This window comes from Mycobacterium sp. 3519A (assembly GCF_900240945.1).
Lineage (GTDB): Bacteria > Actinomycetota > Actinomycetes > Mycobacteriales > Mycobacteriaceae > Mycobacterium.
Genome location: NZ_OESG01000013.1, coordinates 2217934 through 2234098, shown reverse-complemented (window position 1 = coordinate 2234098; position 16165 = coordinate 2217934). Strand labels below are relative to the sequence as shown.

Below are 16165 nucleotides of genomic sequence, written 5' to 3'. Positions count from 1 at the left end.
ATCAGTCACCCGCCGGCAGGGCGGCCCGATCCCTGACGTCAGGGCGTCGCGGTGCGGTCCGTGACGCAACACGAAGATCGACGGTGAAGTACTCCACGTCCGGTGTCTCCGTGGCAACCACTTCGCGCAACCGGGCGAAAACCGCCTCGAGAGCCTCCAGAGCGTCCACCCCCACCGGAATCACCGAGATCCCCACATCCATCCAGTGGCTCCCGTAGCGGGTCAGTCCATGCGCGAAACCGGGCAGATCGGTGTGATCCACCGGGTCCCATGACACGACCTCCACTGCCTTTTCGGATGCGTGAAAACTCCTGGTACTCATGATGTCCGGTCTTTCTGCTAGAGCTCATGCCTGCGAAAATCATTCTGATCGTGATCGACGCGGCGAGGTAGGCGCAGAGCCGAAAGTCCCCGGATCGACCGACATTGGTCGCCGTCACAAGCGGAATCTCCCTGCTACGACCTTTGGCCGCGATTGAAGGACTTGAGTCCCTGGCACAGGTCACACCGTCTCGTGAGTATCGAACAGACGGATCCGCTCAATTTGATCAACGCCCTAAGGAGGGCAGCATGGCCGAGCCAGCCACCTCAACGGACACGATCACCACCGGACAGGTGACCGCCGTTGTCGAACCCGCGTGTCGGGCGCCGTCGTTACACAACAGTCAGCCGTGGCGGTGGACATTCGAAAACGGGATCTTGAAGCTGTTCGCCGACCACACCCGAGTCGGTCAACATACCGACAGCACGGGCCGCGAAGTGATTCTCAGCTGTGGCGCCGTCCTCGATCATCTGCAAGTGGCCGCGGCTGCCGCTGGATGGGGCACGACCATCGAGAGGTTTCCCGATCAACGAGATCACGATCTCCTCGCGGCGGTGAGCTTCCAGCGGTTCCACAGTGCCACCGAGCATGTCCGACTGCTGGCTCAAGCGATTTCAACTCGACGCACGGATCGGTTGGCGTTCGACTCCCCCGATTCGTGGAAGGAGACCGAACCGAAGGTCCGTGCCCTGCTACACCAGAGCGCCACCTATCTCGATGTAATCGACGACAGCGGCAGGCCGGCGCTCGCCGATGCGTCTCGCCGCAGCGAGGAACACCGCCTCGGCGACGCGTCGTACCGATTCGAATTGCTCTGGTGGGCGCGCCATTCCGCGGCGACGGACGGCATCCCATCGGGTGCGCTGCCCTCCCGCGCCGAGGCATCGCGCGTCGACGTGGCCCGCGACTTCCCGACCTACGCAGACAGCGACCGGCGACCGGAGGTGGACCGTGACCACTCCATTGTCCTGGTGCTGTCGACCTACGACGACAGCCGGGAAAACACGCTGCGGTGTGGTGAAGCGCTGTCCCGCGTGCTGTTGGAATGCACCGCCGCCGGTTATGCGACCTGCACTTTGACGCACATGATCGAACTGCACGCCAGTCGTGAGATCGTGCGCAGACTCATAGGACGTCGCGCTGAACCGCAGGCGCTGATCCGCGTCGGCTCCGTGCCTGAAACCGGCTCGCTGCCCGCCCCGACACCCCGACGCAATATCGCGGACGTGCTGCAGATTCGCTGATCGCCCGCCCGAATCGACTGGGACTTACGCCGAACGATCGAGGACCAAAGACTCCTCAGCGCTGCCAGTCCCCGCCCATAGCGTCAGTCACACGAGGCAACAGCAGCGGCCTCGCGAACCGAACGGGGAGACAACGATGTCCGAGACAATTGCGCCACCACCTCCGAAAGCCCGCCGGGCCATGCCGAAAGCCGGTCTCGGTCTGGCAGCCCTGACCGCGATCGTCGTCGGATCGATGATCGGAAGCGGCATCTTCGCGCTGCCGTCGCAGATGGCCGCCAGTGCCGCGCCGGGCCCGCTGCTCATCGGCTGGGTGGTCACCGGGGTCGGAATGCTGATGTTGGCCTTCGTATTTCAGACCCTGGCGACGCGCAAGCCGGATGTCGACGGCGGCGTCTACGGGTACGCCCGCGCCGGCTTCGGAAACTACATCGGCTTCACGTCGGCTTTCGGATACTGGATGTCCGCCTGGGTCGGCAACGTCGCCTACCTTGTGCTGCTGTTCTCGACCCTCGGTTACTTCTTCCCCCAGTTCGAGGGCGGTGCCACCGTTCCCGCGATCATCGGCGCTTCAATCGTGCTGTGGATCGTGCACGGTATGACCTTGCGCGGGATCCAGACGGCCGCATTCGTCAATGTCATGGTCACAGTCGCCAAAGTCGTCCCGATCGTGGTTTTCATCGCGATTGCCGCAGTCGGATTCAAGGCCGGTCTGTTCACCGCGGATTTCTGGGGCAAGGCCACCCAGATCGACGGTGCGCCGTTGGGCGACACCATGACTCAAGTGAAGAACATGATGCTGGTGACCGTGTGGGTGTTCATTGGCATCGAGGGTGCCGCCGTCTATTCCCAACGCGCCGCCAAGCGCACCGACGTCGGCCGAGCCACTGTACTCGGATTCGCGGGGGTGCTGGCCCTGCTGCTTCTGGTCAATCTGCTGTCATACGGCTTGGTGGCACAGGCGGACCTGGCAGGCATCCCGGATCCGTCGATGGCCGGTGTGCTCGAGAGTGAGGTCGGCAGTTGGGGCGCCGCGTTCATCTCGATCGGTCTGGTGGTGTCGCTGCTGGGCGCGCTGATCGCCTGGGTGATGCTGTGTGTCGAGATCCTGCGCCTGCCCGCGATCGAGCACGTGATGCCCAAGGCGCTGGCACGAGAGAACAAGCACGGCGCACCGGCGACTGCGCTCTGGTTGACGAACTTGTGTGTTCAGGCGCTCTTGCTGTGGACCCTGGCCAACGCGAGTACGTACACAAATCTGGTGTACCTTGCGACGTCCTTGATTCTGCTGCCCTACCTGTGGTCGGCCGCCTATCAGGTGCTGCTTGCCGTGCGCGGCGAGACGTACGAACAGGGTCGTGGCAGGGCGCGTGACCTCATCGTCGGAGTGGTCGCTCTGGGCTATGCCGTCTGGCTGGTCTACGCAGGCGGGTGGCAGTACCTGCTGATAGCCGCGCTTTTCTATCTCGCGGGCACCGTTCTCTACGTCTGGGCCCGCCGGGAAAGCCGGTTGCCCGCATTCACCAAGGCAGAGTCGGCTGTCGTGACGGTCGTCGCGTTGACCTCGGCGGCCGCGGTGCTGCTGATGGCCACCGGACATCTGTCGGTCCTGTGACCGGGCGAACCACCGTGAGCAGCAACGAGTCTCGACTGGGAGTGTGGTCGGAGGCGGGTCGGCTTCGGCGGGTGATGGTGTGCGCGCCTGGGCTGGCGCACCAGCGCCTGACTCCGGAGAACTGCAACGAGCTGCTGTTCGACGACGTGATCTGGTTGCAGCAGGCGCGCCGAGATCACTTCGATTTCGTCGCGAAGATGGTCGACCGCGGTGTGGAAGTCCTGGAGCTGCAGGACCTGCTCGCCAACGTGCTTACCGTGCCCGACGCCCGAAACTGGCTGCTGGACCGCAAAATCACCGATGATGTGGTGGGTTCGGGACTGCGTCATGACATCCGGGGATGGCTGGCCGAGCTCCCCGCGGACCGCCTCGCCGAGTTTCTGATCGGCGGCGTGGCCTACCAGGATGTGCCCGACGAGGTGGCAGGAACGTTTCTGTCAGCCTTCCGTGAGCTGGATCCCGCGGGCTTCGTGCTACGGCCGCTGCCCAACACACAGTTCATGCGCGACAACAGCTCGTGGATCTTCCACGGGGTCACACTGAACCCGATGTACTGGCCGGCCCGTCGACAGGAGACGCTGCTGACCACGGCCGTCTACAAGTTCCACCCCGCATTCGCCGACGAGAAGTTCGACATCTGGCTCGGCGATGCAGAAGGCGTCGCACGCGACCACGGCAACGCCACGCTGGAGGGCGGCGATGTGATGCCGATCGGCAACGGCACCGTGGTGATCGGCATGGGCGAACGGTCATCTCATCAGGCGATCACCCAGGTGGCACGCAACCTGTTCGCCGCCGGCGCCGCCGAGCGGGTGATCGTCGCGAGCCTGCCCAAGTCCCGTGCAGCAATGCATTTGGACACGGTGTTCACCTTCTGCGACTACGACCTCGTCACGGCGTACGCGCCGATCGTGGACGGGATCGTGCCCTTCACCCTGCGCCCCGATGACAGCACGGCGTCCGGACTCGACATCCGCCGGGAGCCGAAGGGGTTGATCGCCACGATTGGCGAAGCCGTCGGTGTGGATTTCCGCGTCGTGGCGACGGCAGGCGATGTCTACGGCATCCAGCGCGAGCAGTGGGACGACGGCAACAACGTAGTGGCAGTCGAACCGGGCGTCGTCATCGGCTACGACCGCAACATCCTCACCAACACCGCGCTGCGCAAGGCGGGAGTCGAAGTGGTCACCATCACCGCCAGCGAACTCGGCCGCGGCAGGGGTGGTGGCCGCTGCATGACCTGCCCAATCCTGCGTGATCCGCTCTACACCTAAGGAAGGCCGCAATGCCACTCAACATTCGAAATCGCAGCCTGCTCAGCTTGGTCCATCACACCGACCGGGATCTGCTGTACCTGCTCGACCTGGCCCGGGATCTGAAGCGGGCGAAGTATTCCGGGGTCGCTCGACAGAGCCTGCTCGGTAAGAACATCGCGCTGATCTTCGAGAAGACGTCGACGCGCACCCGCTGTGCATTCGAGGTCGCCGCCTATGACGAAGGTGCCCATGTCACGTACATCGATCCCGCCTCGTCGCAGATCGGTCACAAAGAGTCGATGAAGGACACTGCACGGGTGCTCGGCCGGATGTATGACGCAATCGAGTACCGCGGCGCCGGTCAGGAGATCGTCGAAGAACTGGCGCAGTACGCGGGCGTGCCGGTGTTCAACGGACTCACCGATGAGTTTCATCCGACCCAGATGCTGGCCGACGTGCTCACCATGACGGAACATTGTCCGAAGCCGTTGACCGACATCAGCTTTGCGTTCGTCGGTGACGGCCGCAACAACGTCGCCAATTCGCTGCTGCTGATCGGCGCCAAGCTCGGGATGGACGTACGGATCGGTGCACCCGAAGCATTGTGGCCCGGTGAGGACCACGTGAAGATGTGCCAAGACTTCGCGCTGGCGTCCGGAGCCCGGATCACCATCACCGATGATCCGCGCACGGCCGTGCATGGGGCCGACTTCGTCTACACCGACGTGTGGGTGTCCATGGGCGAGCCGATCGAGACATGGGCAGCACGTATCGAGATGTTGCTCCCGTTTCAGGTCAACACCGAGTTGATGGCTGCGACGGGTAACCCGCGGGCGAAGTTCATGCATTGCCTCCCGGCCTTTCACAACTGCGAGACGAAGGTGGGCGCCGAGATCGCGGCGCGATACCCGCACCTGGCCAACGGGATCGAAGTCACCGACGATGTTTTCGAGGGGCCGGCCAACATCGCGTTCGAGCAGGCTGAGAACCGTATGCACACCATCAAGGCCGTCCTCGTGGCGGCACTGGGCTGACCGATGAGGATCGTCATCGCCCTTGGCGGCAACGCGCTGCTGCGGCGCGGTCAGCCGATGACCGCAGAGAACCAGCGCGCCAACGTTCGCGTCGCCGCCGAGCGGATCGCCGAAGTAGTGCCCGGCAACGAGATCGTCATCGCGCACGGAAATGGTCCCCAGGTTGGCCTGCTGGCGCTGCAGGCCGCGGCGTACCACGATGTCGCGCCGTATCCCCTCGACGTTCTCGGCGCGCAGACCGAAGCGATGATCGGCTATGTCATCGAGCAGGAGCTGGGCAATCTGCTGCCCGCCGAGCAGTCGCTGGCCACCGTTTTGACGATGATCGAAGTCGATCCGAGCGACGACGCTTTCCGTCACCCCACCAAACCGATCGGGCCGGTTTACGATGCAAAAACTGCCGAGCGTCTCGCGGCGGTCAGCGGTTGGACCATCGCACCTGATGGGGAGCACTTCCGAAGAGTGGTGCCCAGCCCGAAACCCAAACGGATCTTCGAGATTCGGCCAATACGGGCGCTCGTCGAGCAAGGCACCATCGTGGTCTGCGCGGGCGGGGGCGGAATCCCGACGAGGTACGACGAAGACGGCAAACTGCGAGGCGTAGAAGCCGTCATCGATAAGGACCTCGCCGCCGCGCTACTCGCGAAGGAGCTCAATGCCGACCTCTTGGTCATCGCCACCGACGTCGACGGGGTGTATACGAATTGGGGCACCCCTGACCAAGAGCGGCTCGGTGAGATAAGCCCCGCGGAGCTTGCCGAGCTTGAATTTCCCACGGGATCAATGGGTCCGAAGGTTCAAGCCGCGTGCGACTTCGCTGTAAGCACGGGTCATGAAGCCGTCATCGGATCGCTCAATGACATCGTCGAGATAGTCGTCGGCACGGCAGGAACTCGGGTGGGAGGCGCCTGCCAGAAGCGAAATCCGCGACTGATCAATCAGACGTCCGCCTAGCGGCCAGCAGACCATTTCCCGTTAATGCTGACTTGCGACGATCACTGGGATGTTGGCTTCCTGCGCGACGGCGGTGCTCACTGATCCGAGCAGCATGCCGGCAAACCCGCCTCGGCCATGGCTGCCGACAACGATCAGCTGGGCCCTGTCCGAGTAGTCGAGCAGATGCCGGACAGGGCGGGAGAACTCGACGACGCGGTGCACGACGACCTCCGGATACCGCTTCTGCCAGTCCGCCAAGATCTGGGCGAGAGCCCTGTCGGCCTCAGCTCTCGCCGGCGAAGGGTCCACGTCGTAGAGGCGATCGATGTCGGCGTCGCTGCACACGTGTAGAGCCACCAAATCGACACCGCGCCAGGAAGCTTCGTCGAACGCGATCTGCGTTGCGAGCTCCGATGCCCGCGAGCCGTCAATCCCGAAGAGCACCGGAAGTTGAGCCGACGACTGGACCTCGTCGTGAACGATGGCGACCGGGCAATTAGCGTGATGGAGCAACCCCGTGCTGACGGACCCGAGCAACCGCCGATGCCGGGCGGTACGCCCGCGAGAGCCCACTACCATCATGTGGGTGTCCTTTGACATGTCGACCAGGGTCGGGATCGGCCGCCCGAACACCAGCTCACTGTTGATCTCGGGACGACTGGAACTCACCGCGGTCGCACGGGCGACCTCCATCGCATCGGCGACGACCCTGCGCGCATCGTTTTCTTGAATCTCGAGAACTTCCTGAGGAATTCGGCCTCCGGGCCATGCCAGCGTCGATGCCGCAACGGATAAGGAGTCGGCAATGTGAACGACGGTCAGCCGATTGTGGCGCATCGACGCTTCCCGAACCGCCCACCGCACCGCCGAGTGGGATCCCGGGGACCCGTCGACGCCCACCACGACGCCGTGGGGCGAGATCTGTTTGGACATGGCGCTTCCCCTTCCGCCATCGAGGACCTTCGATGACGGTAAGAGGCGACCCGTCACCCGGCTAAAGGCCTTGGTCCCGAACACAGATGGTCAAACGGCCCTAGGACGCACGGATGACGGCCCTATTGCGCACGGCCCTGGGCGCCGTACCGTCACCGAGCATGGCGGCTGACGACCGCGACGACGCGAGCCAGCAACGACCGAGCCCTCCGGGTCGTCGGCCTCCTGGCGCGGCCGCGCTTTCAGCCGTGGTGGGCCCGTTCACCCATACCGGCACCTTCTACGCCCAATCGTGGCGCGATTATCTCAAAGGCGGAGTCCGTGAGTTGCCGATCGCGCGGCCATCACTCGCGCTCGCCGCGCACGCTTTTCGAGACGAGATCATCCTCCTTGGCTTGCGGGCGCGCAGGCCGATCAGCGATGCGCCCGCGTTCGGACGCATCGATGCTGAGGTGGGGGCGGCGTTGGACTTCTACGGACGCAGAGGATGGCTGGACAGCCCGGCGCGATTCTTCGCCAGACCAGCAGCGCTGACCGACGTTGCCGTTCGACACGTGAAGGCGGGCAGGCGTTCCTACGAACGCATCTTCTTCGAAAGTGACTACGTCCCGCGCCGCGGCGAACCGGGCAGGCAGCGCTGGCTGGGCTACACCGCCAACCAACGCGTCTACGCGTTGATGTTGCGACATAAAGAGAATCGCCCCTGGCTGGTCTGCGTTCACGGCGCGGAGATGGGCCGCGCAGCCCTCGACCTGATGGTGTTTCGGGCGTGGCACCTGCACAACGATCTCGGCCTCAATGTCGTCTTGCCGGTCCTTCCGATGCACGGTCCCCGGGGACGGGGCCTGCCAAGGGGTGTGACGTTTCCCGCCGAGGACGTGATGGACAACGTGCACGCCGCGGCGCAGGCGGTGTGGGACATCAGGCGACTGCTGTCCTGGATACGGTCGCAGCAACCGGAATCGCCGATCGGCGTGTATGGCATCTCGCTCGGCGGGTACGTGGCGTCGCTTGTCGCGAGCATCGACGATGGGCTGACGTGCGCGCTCCTCGGTGTCCCGGTGGCCGACCTGATCGGGCTCCTGGGTCGCCATGCGGCGTTCCGCGATGGCGATCCCCGCCGTAAGACGGTGGCGCTGGCCGAGCCGATCGGGCGCATGGTGTCTCCCCTGTCGCTGGACCCGCGCGTGCCGCTGCAAGGTCGCTTCATTTACGCGGGCGTCGCCGACCGGGTTGTTCATCCGCGCGAGCAGGCCATCCGCCTGTGGGAACACTGGGGCAGGCCCGAGATCGCCTGGTACCAGGGCGGCCACACCGGATTCCTGGAGTCCCGGCCCGTGCAGCAGTTCGTCGACGCCGCGCTACTGCAGTCGGGGCTGGTGGACGATTCGGCGACAGTCAGCGAGTCCGGTCGACCCGCGTAGCGGTGGAGGCAACGAGATGAAGATCTTTGACGATCGGCGTGATGCCGGACAGCGATCATTGTCGACGACGGCATCGCCACCGGTGCGACCGCCAAGGCGGCATGTCTGGTCGCCCGCGCACGCGGAGCGCGCAGGGTGGTTCTGGCCGTACCGATCGGTCCCGACGACATCGGCGAAAGTCTCGCTGGTTATGCGGATGACGTGGTGTGCCTGCAGACGCCGGCATTCTTCTTCGCCGTTGGACAGGGTTACCGCCACTTCACCCAGACCGCCGACGAGGAAGTGGTCGCGCTGATCGATTGCGCTCGCAACGATTTCGCCGACGCCACCGCTGCCGACGCGACCGATGACCCCCCGCTGCGCGATGGCGAAGTCCGGGTGACGGCCGGCCACGTGACGGTCGGAGGGCACCTGACAATCCCGGAAAACCCAAGGGCATAGTGGTCTTCGCGCACGGCAGCGGAAGTAGCCGGCATAGCCCGCGCAATCGCTACGTCGCGGAGGTCTTGAACCGGGCGGGCGTGGCTACTCTGCTGTTCGACTTGTTGACCCCGCAAGAAGAACGCAACCGCGCCAATGTGTTCGACATTGAACTGCTGGCCGGCCGGCTCGTTGACGTGACCCGCTGGCTGACCGCCCAGCCAGACACCACGTCGCTGCCCATCGGCTACTTCGGAGCGAGCACCGGCACGGGCGCGGCGCTGGTCGCAGCAACGGATCCGCGAGTGAACGTGCATGCGGTGGTATCCCGTGGCGGTCGGCCCGATCTCGCGGGCCGCGCGTTGGCGAACGTCATCGTCCCAACGCTGCTGATCGTCGGAGGGCGTGACCGCACCGTGCTGGACCTGAACCGACGCGCTCACAAGTGGCGGCGCTGGCGTCCGATTGGTTCGTTGATCATTTGTGCCACGCTGTCGCGGAGAGGTGAGCCGGCGCTACGCCGCCACGGCAACATCGATGGACAACAGCTCCGAGATGGCGTGGGTCGCGCTCCAGTCGCCATCACGCACCATTCGCGCCAGGACCTCGACCAACGGGCTGTGCGCACCGAGTTCTGCAAGCCACGCCGAGACCGTCGGTGCGATGTCCTCGACGGACACTTGCGCCGTGCGTTCCTGATGAAGGCAGTCGGTGATCTGGTAGGTCGTCGATGTCAACTGTCGAGGCTGCGCCAGGCTCGTCATCTTGGGAAACCTCATCGTCGCCTCCTCGTCGAAACCTATGTGTCCCATCAGATCAACCCGGCCGGTCGGCCGCGTAGGGGCGAAGGCACGATCGCCGCGCGGCCTTTGGCGCGTGTTTCGTGTTTCCAACGGCCGCCCAGGGTCCTTCCCCGATGGGCCCATTGCCGGTGTGGGATGGGACCAATGGCCCCTGCTCCACCCGGGCCGATGACTCTAACGTCAACGCATGTCCACTTCGATTGACCGTCCAGGCATTGTCGTCGGCGTCGATGGTTCGGCGGCATCGAAGGCCGCGATCGACTGGGCCGCACGGGATGCGGCGATGCGGCACGTGTCGCTGACCTTGGTCCACGTTGCAACCGGGCTGAGCACCATGTGGTCGCATACTCCGGCGCCCCGCGGCTTCGGCACGTGGCAACAACAACACGGCCGTGAACTCCTCGCGAACGCGGTGCGGATCGCCGAAGAAGCCGCTCAGGACAGCGATTCCGTACGGATCGACTTCGAAATGTACTACTCGGCCATCATTCCCACACTCGTCGACATGTCGAAGGACGCAGAGATGGTCGTGGTGGGTCGCAGTGGCGTCGGGGCCCTCGGCGCGTTACTGGGCTCGGTCAGTTCCGCGCTGCTCCAGCACGCACACTGCCCGGTCGCGGTCGTCCACGACGAGGCCCCGGCGATGCCACACGCTGCGCAGGCGCCCGTGGTCGTCGGCATCGACGGGTCCCCTGTCTCGGAGTTGGCAACGGCGATCGCGTTCGACGAAGCGTCTCGCCGCCGTGTCGATTTGATCGCCGTGCACGCGTGGAGCGACACCGCGGTCGAGTTCCCCGGGTTGGATTGGGCGCTGATCAAAACCCCTGAACACGAGGTCCTGGCGGAGCGCCTCGGCGGGTGGCAGGAGCGCTATCCGGACGTGACAGTGCACCGCCATGTCGTATGCGATCGGCCAGCACGGCAGATCGTAGAACAGGCCGACGCGGCGCAACTGGTTGTGGTGGGTAGCCACGGTCGCGGCGGGTTCGCGGGAATGGCGCTGGGCTCGGTCAGCGCCGCAGTCGTCCAATCCGTTCGTACGCCGGTCATCGTGGCACGCCAGGGTTAACCGTTCTGCCGCGGGCCGGGAAGCTCGTCATCGAATCCGTCCGGGAACCGGATCGTCCGGCCCGCAACAACCTCCTCGACACGTCCACGACATTCGATCAGCACCGGCGGCACATCTTGTGGCCCGACGCTGACCTCTGCGCCGCGTCCACTCACCCGCACGTGTAGGTGGTGGCCGCGGTAATGAATGGGAAATCCCAGTGCACCAAGCGATTCCGGCCAATGTGGCGCAAGCACGATGCGGTTGCCGCGGATCTCCAATCCCGTGAAGCAGCGCTGTACGAGGTCGACGCTGCCGACCATCGCGGCGAGATGAATCCCCTCCGCCGTGGTGCCGCCCTGGATGTCGTCGACATCTGACTTCAGCACGTCGCGGAAGAACTCCATCGCGCGACCGCGATTGGCACGAGCGAGCACCCATGAGTGCACGACGGCACTCAGCGTCGAACCGTGCGAGGTGCGCGCCAGGTAGTAGTCGACCATCGTCGGGATCTGGTCGGTGTCGAAGTCGTAACCCAGCCGATCCAGCAGCTCGCGCAATTCGTCCGACGACAGCAGATACAACAGCATCAGCACATCGGCCTGTTTGGAGGCCTTGTACCGGTTGACGTCATCGTCCTCGGCTTCCAGGATGCGGTCGAGGCGTTGGATGTTACCGTACCGCGCCCGGTAGGCGTCCCAATCCAATTCCGCCAGTTCGTGATAACCCTCGAACTGGCTGATCACCCCGTCATGGAACGGCACGAACATCCGGTGGCTGACATGGTCCCATTGCGCGAGTTCGGCATCGGTCAGGTGCAGCTTCTCACGCAGGTCGATGCGGTTGGGTAGCGGCAGGGCCTTGAGCACGTCGATGGCCCGCAGGATCACCCAGACCGCCATCACGTTGGTGTAGGCGTTGTTGTCGATACCCTCGTACGGCCGGTCCGGGTATCCCGAGTGGAATTCGTCGGGGCCAATCACACCGTGGATACCGTAACGGTCTGCCGCTTCATCGTAAACTGTTCTGCTGACCCAGAATCGGGCGATTTCGACGATCAGCTCTGCTCCATAGTCGATCAGGTACGCCAGATCGCCCGTGACTTCGTAGAATTGCCAGGCGCTGTAGGCAACAGCAATCCCGATGTGGTGCGCACGCTGACTGGCGTCGGGATGCCATCGCCCCGAACGCGGATTGAGATGCAATTCGGGGCTTTCCTCACGCCCGTCGCTGCCTGACTGCCACGGAAACATCGCGCCGGCGTAGCCGGCCAGCTTCGCCGCGCGACGCGCCTCGATCAACCGGCGGTACCGATATCGCAGCAATGCCCGCGTGATGGTCGGGAATCGGAAATTCAGCACCGGGAAGATGAACAGTTCGTCCCAGAACACGTGGCCTCGATACGCTTCACCATGCAGACCGCGGGCCGGCACACCGACGTCGAGATCCTCGCTGTGGTACGAGACCGTTTGCAGTAGATGCATCAAATGCAGCCGCAGGATACGTAATTCGTCTGCGTGCCCTTCGAATTCGATGGACAGCCGCTCCCAAATGTGCGCCCAGCTGAGAACGTGGAGGTTCCTTATCTCACCGAACCGGCCCTGCCGGCCCAGCCGACGTTCGGCTCCGGCAGCGGGTTCCGACGTGGCGACGTCACGCCCGGTCACGACCGTAACGACTTTCTCAACGGTCGTCGGTTGGTTCTCCGTCACTTCGACGAAGATCTCGTGGCCGATCTCGAATTCGTCATCGACCAGTCGGTACTTCGCGGCGGCGGGGGTCTCGCCGCGCCACACGGTGGTTCGGGCAGCCAACGCGATGGGAATCTGTGACTGTCGTGTCTCAACCGTCAGTAGCACCGAATTCTCGGTGAGCTCACGTTTGCGCAGCGACCCCAGGTGATCTCCCGCCAGCCCCTGATAGCGTTCCACCCCGCGGTTGCATACGTTGGCGTCGAGCACCGAGCGGATGTCGATTGCGCCCGACCAGTTCTCAGCGAGAATTGTCGTCTCGAGGGCGGCCACGTGAGCTTGATTCATTGTGACGAATCGGTGCTGAGTGAGCCTCGTGATGCGGCCGGCATCATCACGGAAGCGCAGTTCGCGAGTGAGCACCGCCTCGCGAATGTTGAGGATTTGGCGATAGTCCAGCAATTCGACCGCGTCGACGTCGAACCAGTCGCCGCCGTCGATGCGGAACGTCAAAGGAAGCCAGTTGGGCAGGTTGACCAGGCTCTCGTGCTCGACCTTGGTGCCGGCTACGAGGTCACCAAGGCGGTTGTAGACACCGGCGGCGTAGGTACCAGGGTAATGCACCTGTCCCGCTTTCACCTCGGGCGCGGCGCCCCTGGTGGCGAGGTAGCCGTTGCCGAGCGTGCACAGCGCTTCGCGCAGTTTCTCCTGTGCTGGTTCATAGCAATCGAAATCGAAAGTCCACGCCACGTCAGACGTCTGCGCCTCGTACGCCAGCCAGTTCCCTCCGCGGCGCAGGAACTCGCGGACCTCGGTTGGGCTGTTGAGTGTGTACTGCGCTGCCGTTGGCCTGTCGCCGTCCTCGTCGTGGCGGACGGCGATCCCGAGGCCGTTGAACGCGACGGCATCGAAGGCGTCCTCGTCGGTGAGGTCGTCACCGACGTAGATCGGAAGCACCCGCGCCGTCGCTTCGATGTGACCGCGAATCCACGCTAGTGCAGTACCTTTGTCCCACTTGATATCCGGTCGCAGCTCAACGACTTTGCGGCCGCCGGTTACCCGTAAACCTGCGCGGTGTCCGTGTCGATGTGTGGCGGCGATGACCTCGGCAACGTCGTCTTGTGCAACGTTGCGGTAATGCACCGCAACGGCGTAACGCTTGTGTTCGACCCGCGCGCCGGCGATGTGCTCGAGTTCCTGACGCAAGGTGTCGGCTACCCGCTCCAACACACCGACGGCGGCTGCCGCAGAGTCATTGTCGTGGCGACTGCCGTCCGGGCCGATCAGCTCGAATCCGTGGCTGCCGGCATACCAGAGGCCCGGGAGGCCGACCCGCTCGCGGATGTCGGCGAGATCTCGACCGCTCAGTATCGCGACTGGGCAATGAGCCGCCAAGTTCGCAAGGGCATCGGCTGCGCCGTCAATCAAGACGGCCGCGTCCGGGTCGGAGACGATTTCGGCGAGCGTGCCGTCGAAGTCAAGAAATACCACCGGTTGTCGACCATTGACGACGCCGACCAACTGACCGTAGGAATCCAGTGCGTTCGGCAGTGTCGACAATCGTTTGTCGCCGGTGCGGACGCGCACAGCGCCGAGGTCGGAAACCACGACATCGGCGCCGTGGCGCCTCAGAGCCTCGGCTTGCCCCGTGCGGTCGACGCCGATGACGAGCGCGAACCCGCCTCTGCAACCAGCCTCCACCCCGGACTCGGCGACTTCGACGACGACGGTTCGCTCAGGGACGGCGCCCAGGCGGCGCGCGGTTTCTGTGAGCACGGCGGGATCGGGCTTACCGGGTAGGCCAAGTGCATCGGCGGTCAGTCCGTCGACGCGCACACCGAACAGATCGCGTTGACCTGCGGCGTCGAGCACCTGCTCACAGTTGCGGCTCGCCGAGTAGACGGCCGTCGCAACCCCGGCTTCTGACAGCCTCCGCACGAGCGCGATCGTCGACTCGAACGCGGGAACCCCGGCCTTCAACAGCTCGAGGAAGAGTTGTTGCTTACGATTCCCGAGTCCGCATATTGTGTCTGCGGTGCTATCCGAGGCATCGCCCGTCGGCAGCGAAATCCCCCGCGACGCAAGGAAGTCCGCGACGCCGTCGTAGCGCGGCTTACCATCCACGAAGTGCCGGTAGTCGTCATCGGTGAACGGCGATTTGTTTTCGTCGGCATTATCGGGCCGACGCTCGAGGAACTCGTTGAACATGGCCGACCATGCCGCGGCATGGATGGAAGCGGTGTCGGTGACCACGCCATCCAGGTCGAAGAGGACGGCGTCGTGCAGCCGTGGGTCGATGGTGACCGTCGCGGTCATCAGACGAACGCTCCCTCGACGCCAGGGTGACGGACTGCCTCGAGATCGACTGGGTGCTCGGCGACTTCGAAGAGTCGTTCTGCGTCGGCCCGCGTGCATGGCTGGGTGCCGGGCGTCATCAGCATGGCGGCGCCCGCGGCGATTCCGTAGCGCACTGACGTGCTCAGCGGCCAGCCTCGGCTCAAACCCACCGTGATCGCGGCGACCATCGCGTCGCCGGCACCCACCCCACTGAGCGCCCGCATGGGAATGGCGGGAAAGCGCAGACTCTCGTGTGCCGTGGTCAACAGTGCGCCTTCGGAGCCGAGCGATACCACGACGGCCTGCGCCTGGCCGCAGTCGATGATTTCGTGCGCCGCGGCCAGTTGTTCTGCTTCCGAGACGAGTTCTCGCCCAGCGCATTCTGTCAGCTCGCGCAGGCTCGCCTTCAACAGGAACACACCGGAGGTGATGTGCCGCAGCCCGCCCCCCGATGTATCGAGCACCAGCGGTGTGCCCAGCTCACGACAAATCAGCGCCACCTGCTGATAGAAGTTCACCGGCGCGCCCGGCGGCAGACTCCCACTGGCCACCACGTATTTGGCTGATGCCGCCGCATCGCGGAGTTCAGCGAGGCACTGTTGTTGTTCCTCGAACCTCAGGCACGGCCCAGGAAGCACGAACCGGTACTGCAGGCCCGTGCTGACCTCGTTGACCGTGAAGTTCTCTCGGGTCGGGGCGGTGATGTCGACGCGCCGGACCGGAACGCCGTCGGCGACCAGCAGGTCGGTCAGCACCTGCCCGGTCGTACCACCCGCCGCGTACACCGCCGATACCGACTCGCCCAGGACGTGGGCCACCTTCGCGACGTTGATGCCGCCACCTCCGGCGTCGTAGCGTGCGGCGCCGCATCGGATCTTGTTGGTGGCGCGGACGACATCGGCATTGGTACTGATGTCCAGTGCGGGGTTCATCGTCAGGGTGACGATGGTCGGCCCGGTCGTTTGCTCCATGCCGTCGATCCGACTACCCGGCCGGCCTGCGCGATAGAGACCGAAGTCCCACGTGAACAGATTGGGACTTTGTGCCCTACGCATTCGTGACCTTCAGCGCGTGGGGTGTGGTCCTCGGGCGCTACGTGTGC

At 64.5% G+C, this 16165-nt stretch carries 12 protein-coding genes and 1 pseudogene; 8 read left to right on the top strand and 5 right to left on the bottom strand.

Annotated elements, in window-relative coordinates; translation table 11 throughout:
- Position 1 precedes the first annotated feature (1 nt).
- Positions 2-322: a hypothetical protein gene (locus C1A30_RS18665; protein ID WP_142392624.1), complete on the bottom strand. Its 321-nt coding sequence runs from the start codon at positions 320-322 to the stop codon at positions 2-4.
- Positions 323-570: 248 nt separating this feature from the next.
- On the opposite strand from C1A30_RS18665, the gene C1A30_RS18660 reads away from it, so the two are divergent.
- From C1A30_RS18660 to arcC, 5 genes are all read left to right on the top strand, one after another.
- Positions 571-1566 carry an NAD(P)H nitroreductase gene (locus tag C1A30_RS18660; RefSeq protein WP_101949646.1) on the top strand — a complete coding sequence of 332 codons (996 nt, stop codon included), beginning with the start codon at positions 571-573 and terminating at the stop codon, positions 1564-1566.
- Positions 1567-1702: 136 nt separating this feature from the next.
- Complete coding sequence (arcD, locus tag C1A30_RS18655; RefSeq protein WP_101949645.1) at positions 1703-3181, top strand: arginine-ornithine antiporter; 1479 nt, start codon at positions 1703-1705, stop codon at positions 3179-3181.
- A 14-nt stretch (positions 3182-3195) separates the two neighbouring features.
- Positions 3196-4455: an arginine deiminase gene (locus C1A30_RS18650; protein ID WP_101950301.1), complete on the top strand. Its 1260-nt coding sequence runs from the start codon at positions 3196-3198 to the stop codon at positions 4453-4455.
- Between the two features lie 11 nt (positions 4456-4466).
- On the top strand, positions 4467-5471 hold the full coding sequence (locus tag C1A30_RS18645) for an ornithine carbamoyltransferase (RefSeq protein ID WP_101949644.1): 1005 nt from the start codon (positions 4467-4469) through the stop codon (positions 5469-5471).
- 3 nt (positions 5472-5474) lie between these two features.
- Positions 5475-6425 carry a carbamate kinase gene (gene arcC, locus C1A30_RS18640; RefSeq protein WP_101949643.1) on the top strand — a complete coding sequence of 317 codons (951 nt, stop codon included), beginning with the start codon at positions 5475-5477 and terminating at the stop codon, positions 6423-6425.
- Positions 6426-6446: 21 nt separating this feature from the next.
- Here the strand turns inward: arcC and C1A30_RS18635 are convergent, their stop codons facing one another.
- Positions 6447-7340 (bottom strand): universal stress protein, encoded by an 894-nt coding sequence (locus C1A30_RS18635; RefSeq protein WP_101949642.1) that lies wholly within the window; start codon positions 7338-7340, stop codon positions 6447-6449.
- A gap of 161 nt (positions 7341-7501) precedes the next feature.
- On the opposite strand from C1A30_RS18635, the gene C1A30_RS18630 reads away from it, so the two are divergent.
- Together C1A30_RS18630 and C1A30_RS18625 are read left to right on the top strand one after the other, a co-directional pair.
- The gene (locus tag C1A30_RS18630) at positions 7502-8764 is read left to right on the top strand and encodes a S9 family peptidase (protein WP_101949641.1); all 1263 of its coding nucleotides are present in this window, start codon (positions 7502-7504) and stop codon (positions 8762-8764) included.
- 45 nt (positions 8765-8809) lie between these two features.
- Positions 8810-9692: pseudogene (locus C1A30_RS18625) on the top strand (phosphoribosyltransferase); the annotation flags it as partial.
- Between the two features lie 7 nt (positions 9693-9699).
- Here the strand turns inward: C1A30_RS18625 and C1A30_RS18620 are convergent.
- Complete coding sequence (locus tag C1A30_RS18620; protein WP_101950300.1) at positions 9700-9963, bottom strand: hypothetical protein; 264 nt, start codon at positions 9961-9963, stop codon at positions 9700-9702.
- A 211-nt stretch (positions 9964-10174) separates the two neighbouring features.
- Here C1A30_RS18620 and C1A30_RS18615 point away from each other — a divergent pair, with 211 nt between their 5' ends.
- The gene (locus tag C1A30_RS18615) at positions 10175-11056 is read left to right on the top strand and encodes a universal stress protein (RefSeq protein ID WP_101949640.1); all 882 of its coding nucleotides are present in this window, start codon (positions 10175-10177) and stop codon (positions 11054-11056) included.
- Here C1A30_RS18615 and otsB read toward each other — a convergent pair.
- Both otsB and C1A30_RS18605 read right to left on the bottom strand, forming a co-directional pair.
- Positions 11053-15042: a trehalose-phosphatase gene (otsB, locus tag C1A30_RS18610; RefSeq protein ID WP_101949639.1), complete on the bottom strand. Its 3990-nt coding sequence runs from the start codon at positions 15040-15042 to the stop codon at positions 11053-11055. The two genes, C1A30_RS18615 and otsB, sit on opposite strands and share 4 nt — an antisense overlap.
- On the bottom strand, positions 15042-16034 hold the full coding sequence (locus C1A30_RS18605; RefSeq protein ID WP_200828296.1) for a 1-phosphofructokinase family hexose kinase: 993 nt from the start codon (positions 16032-16034) through the stop codon (positions 15042-15044). Before C1A30_RS18605 ends, otsB begins: the two co-directional genes overlap by 1 nt.
- Positions 16035-16165 lie beyond the last annotated feature (131 nt).

Bases quoted from the DNA above. Each gene is read 5' to 3' on its own strand.
- C1A30_RS18660 (WP_101949646.1), top strand. From the start codon at position 571: ATGGCCGAGCCAGCCACCTCAACGGACACGATCACCACCGGACAGGTG.
- arcC (WP_101949643.1), top strand. From the start codon at position 5,475: ATGAGGATCGTCATCGCCCTTGGCGGCAACGCGCTGCTGCGGCGCGGT.
- otsB (WP_101949639.1), bottom strand. From the start codon at position 15,042: ATGACCGCGACGGTCACCATCGACCCACGGCTGCACGACGCCGTCCTC.
- C1A30_RS18615 (WP_101949640.1), top strand. From the start codon at position 10,175: ATGTCCACTTCGATTGACCGTCCAGGCATTGTCGTCGGCGTCGATGGT.
- C1A30_RS18645 (WP_101949644.1), top strand. From the start codon at position 4,467: ATGCCACTCAACATTCGAAATCGCAGCCTGCTCAGCTTGGTCCATCAC.
- C1A30_RS18620 (WP_101950300.1), bottom strand. From the start codon at position 9,963: ATGAGGTTTCCCAAGATGACGAGCCTGGCGCAGCCTCGACAGTTGACA.
- C1A30_RS18630 (WP_101949641.1), top strand. From the start codon at position 7,502: ATGGCGGCTGACGACCGCGACGACGCGAGCCAGCAACGACCGAGCCCT.
- C1A30_RS18605 (WP_200828296.1), bottom strand. From the start codon at position 16,034: ATGGAGCAAACGACCGGGCCGACCATCGTCACCCTGACGATGAACCCC.
- C1A30_RS18665 (WP_142392624.1), bottom strand. From the start codon at position 322: ATGAGTACCAGGAGTTTTCACGCATCCGAAAAGGCAGTGGAGGTCGTG.
- arcD (WP_101949645.1), top strand. From the start codon at position 1,703: ATGTCCGAGACAATTGCGCCACCACCTCCGAAAGCCCGCCGGGCCATG.
- C1A30_RS18635 (WP_101949642.1), bottom strand. From the start codon at position 7,340: ATGTCCAAACAGATCTCGCCCCACGGCGTCGTGGTGGGCGTCGACGGG.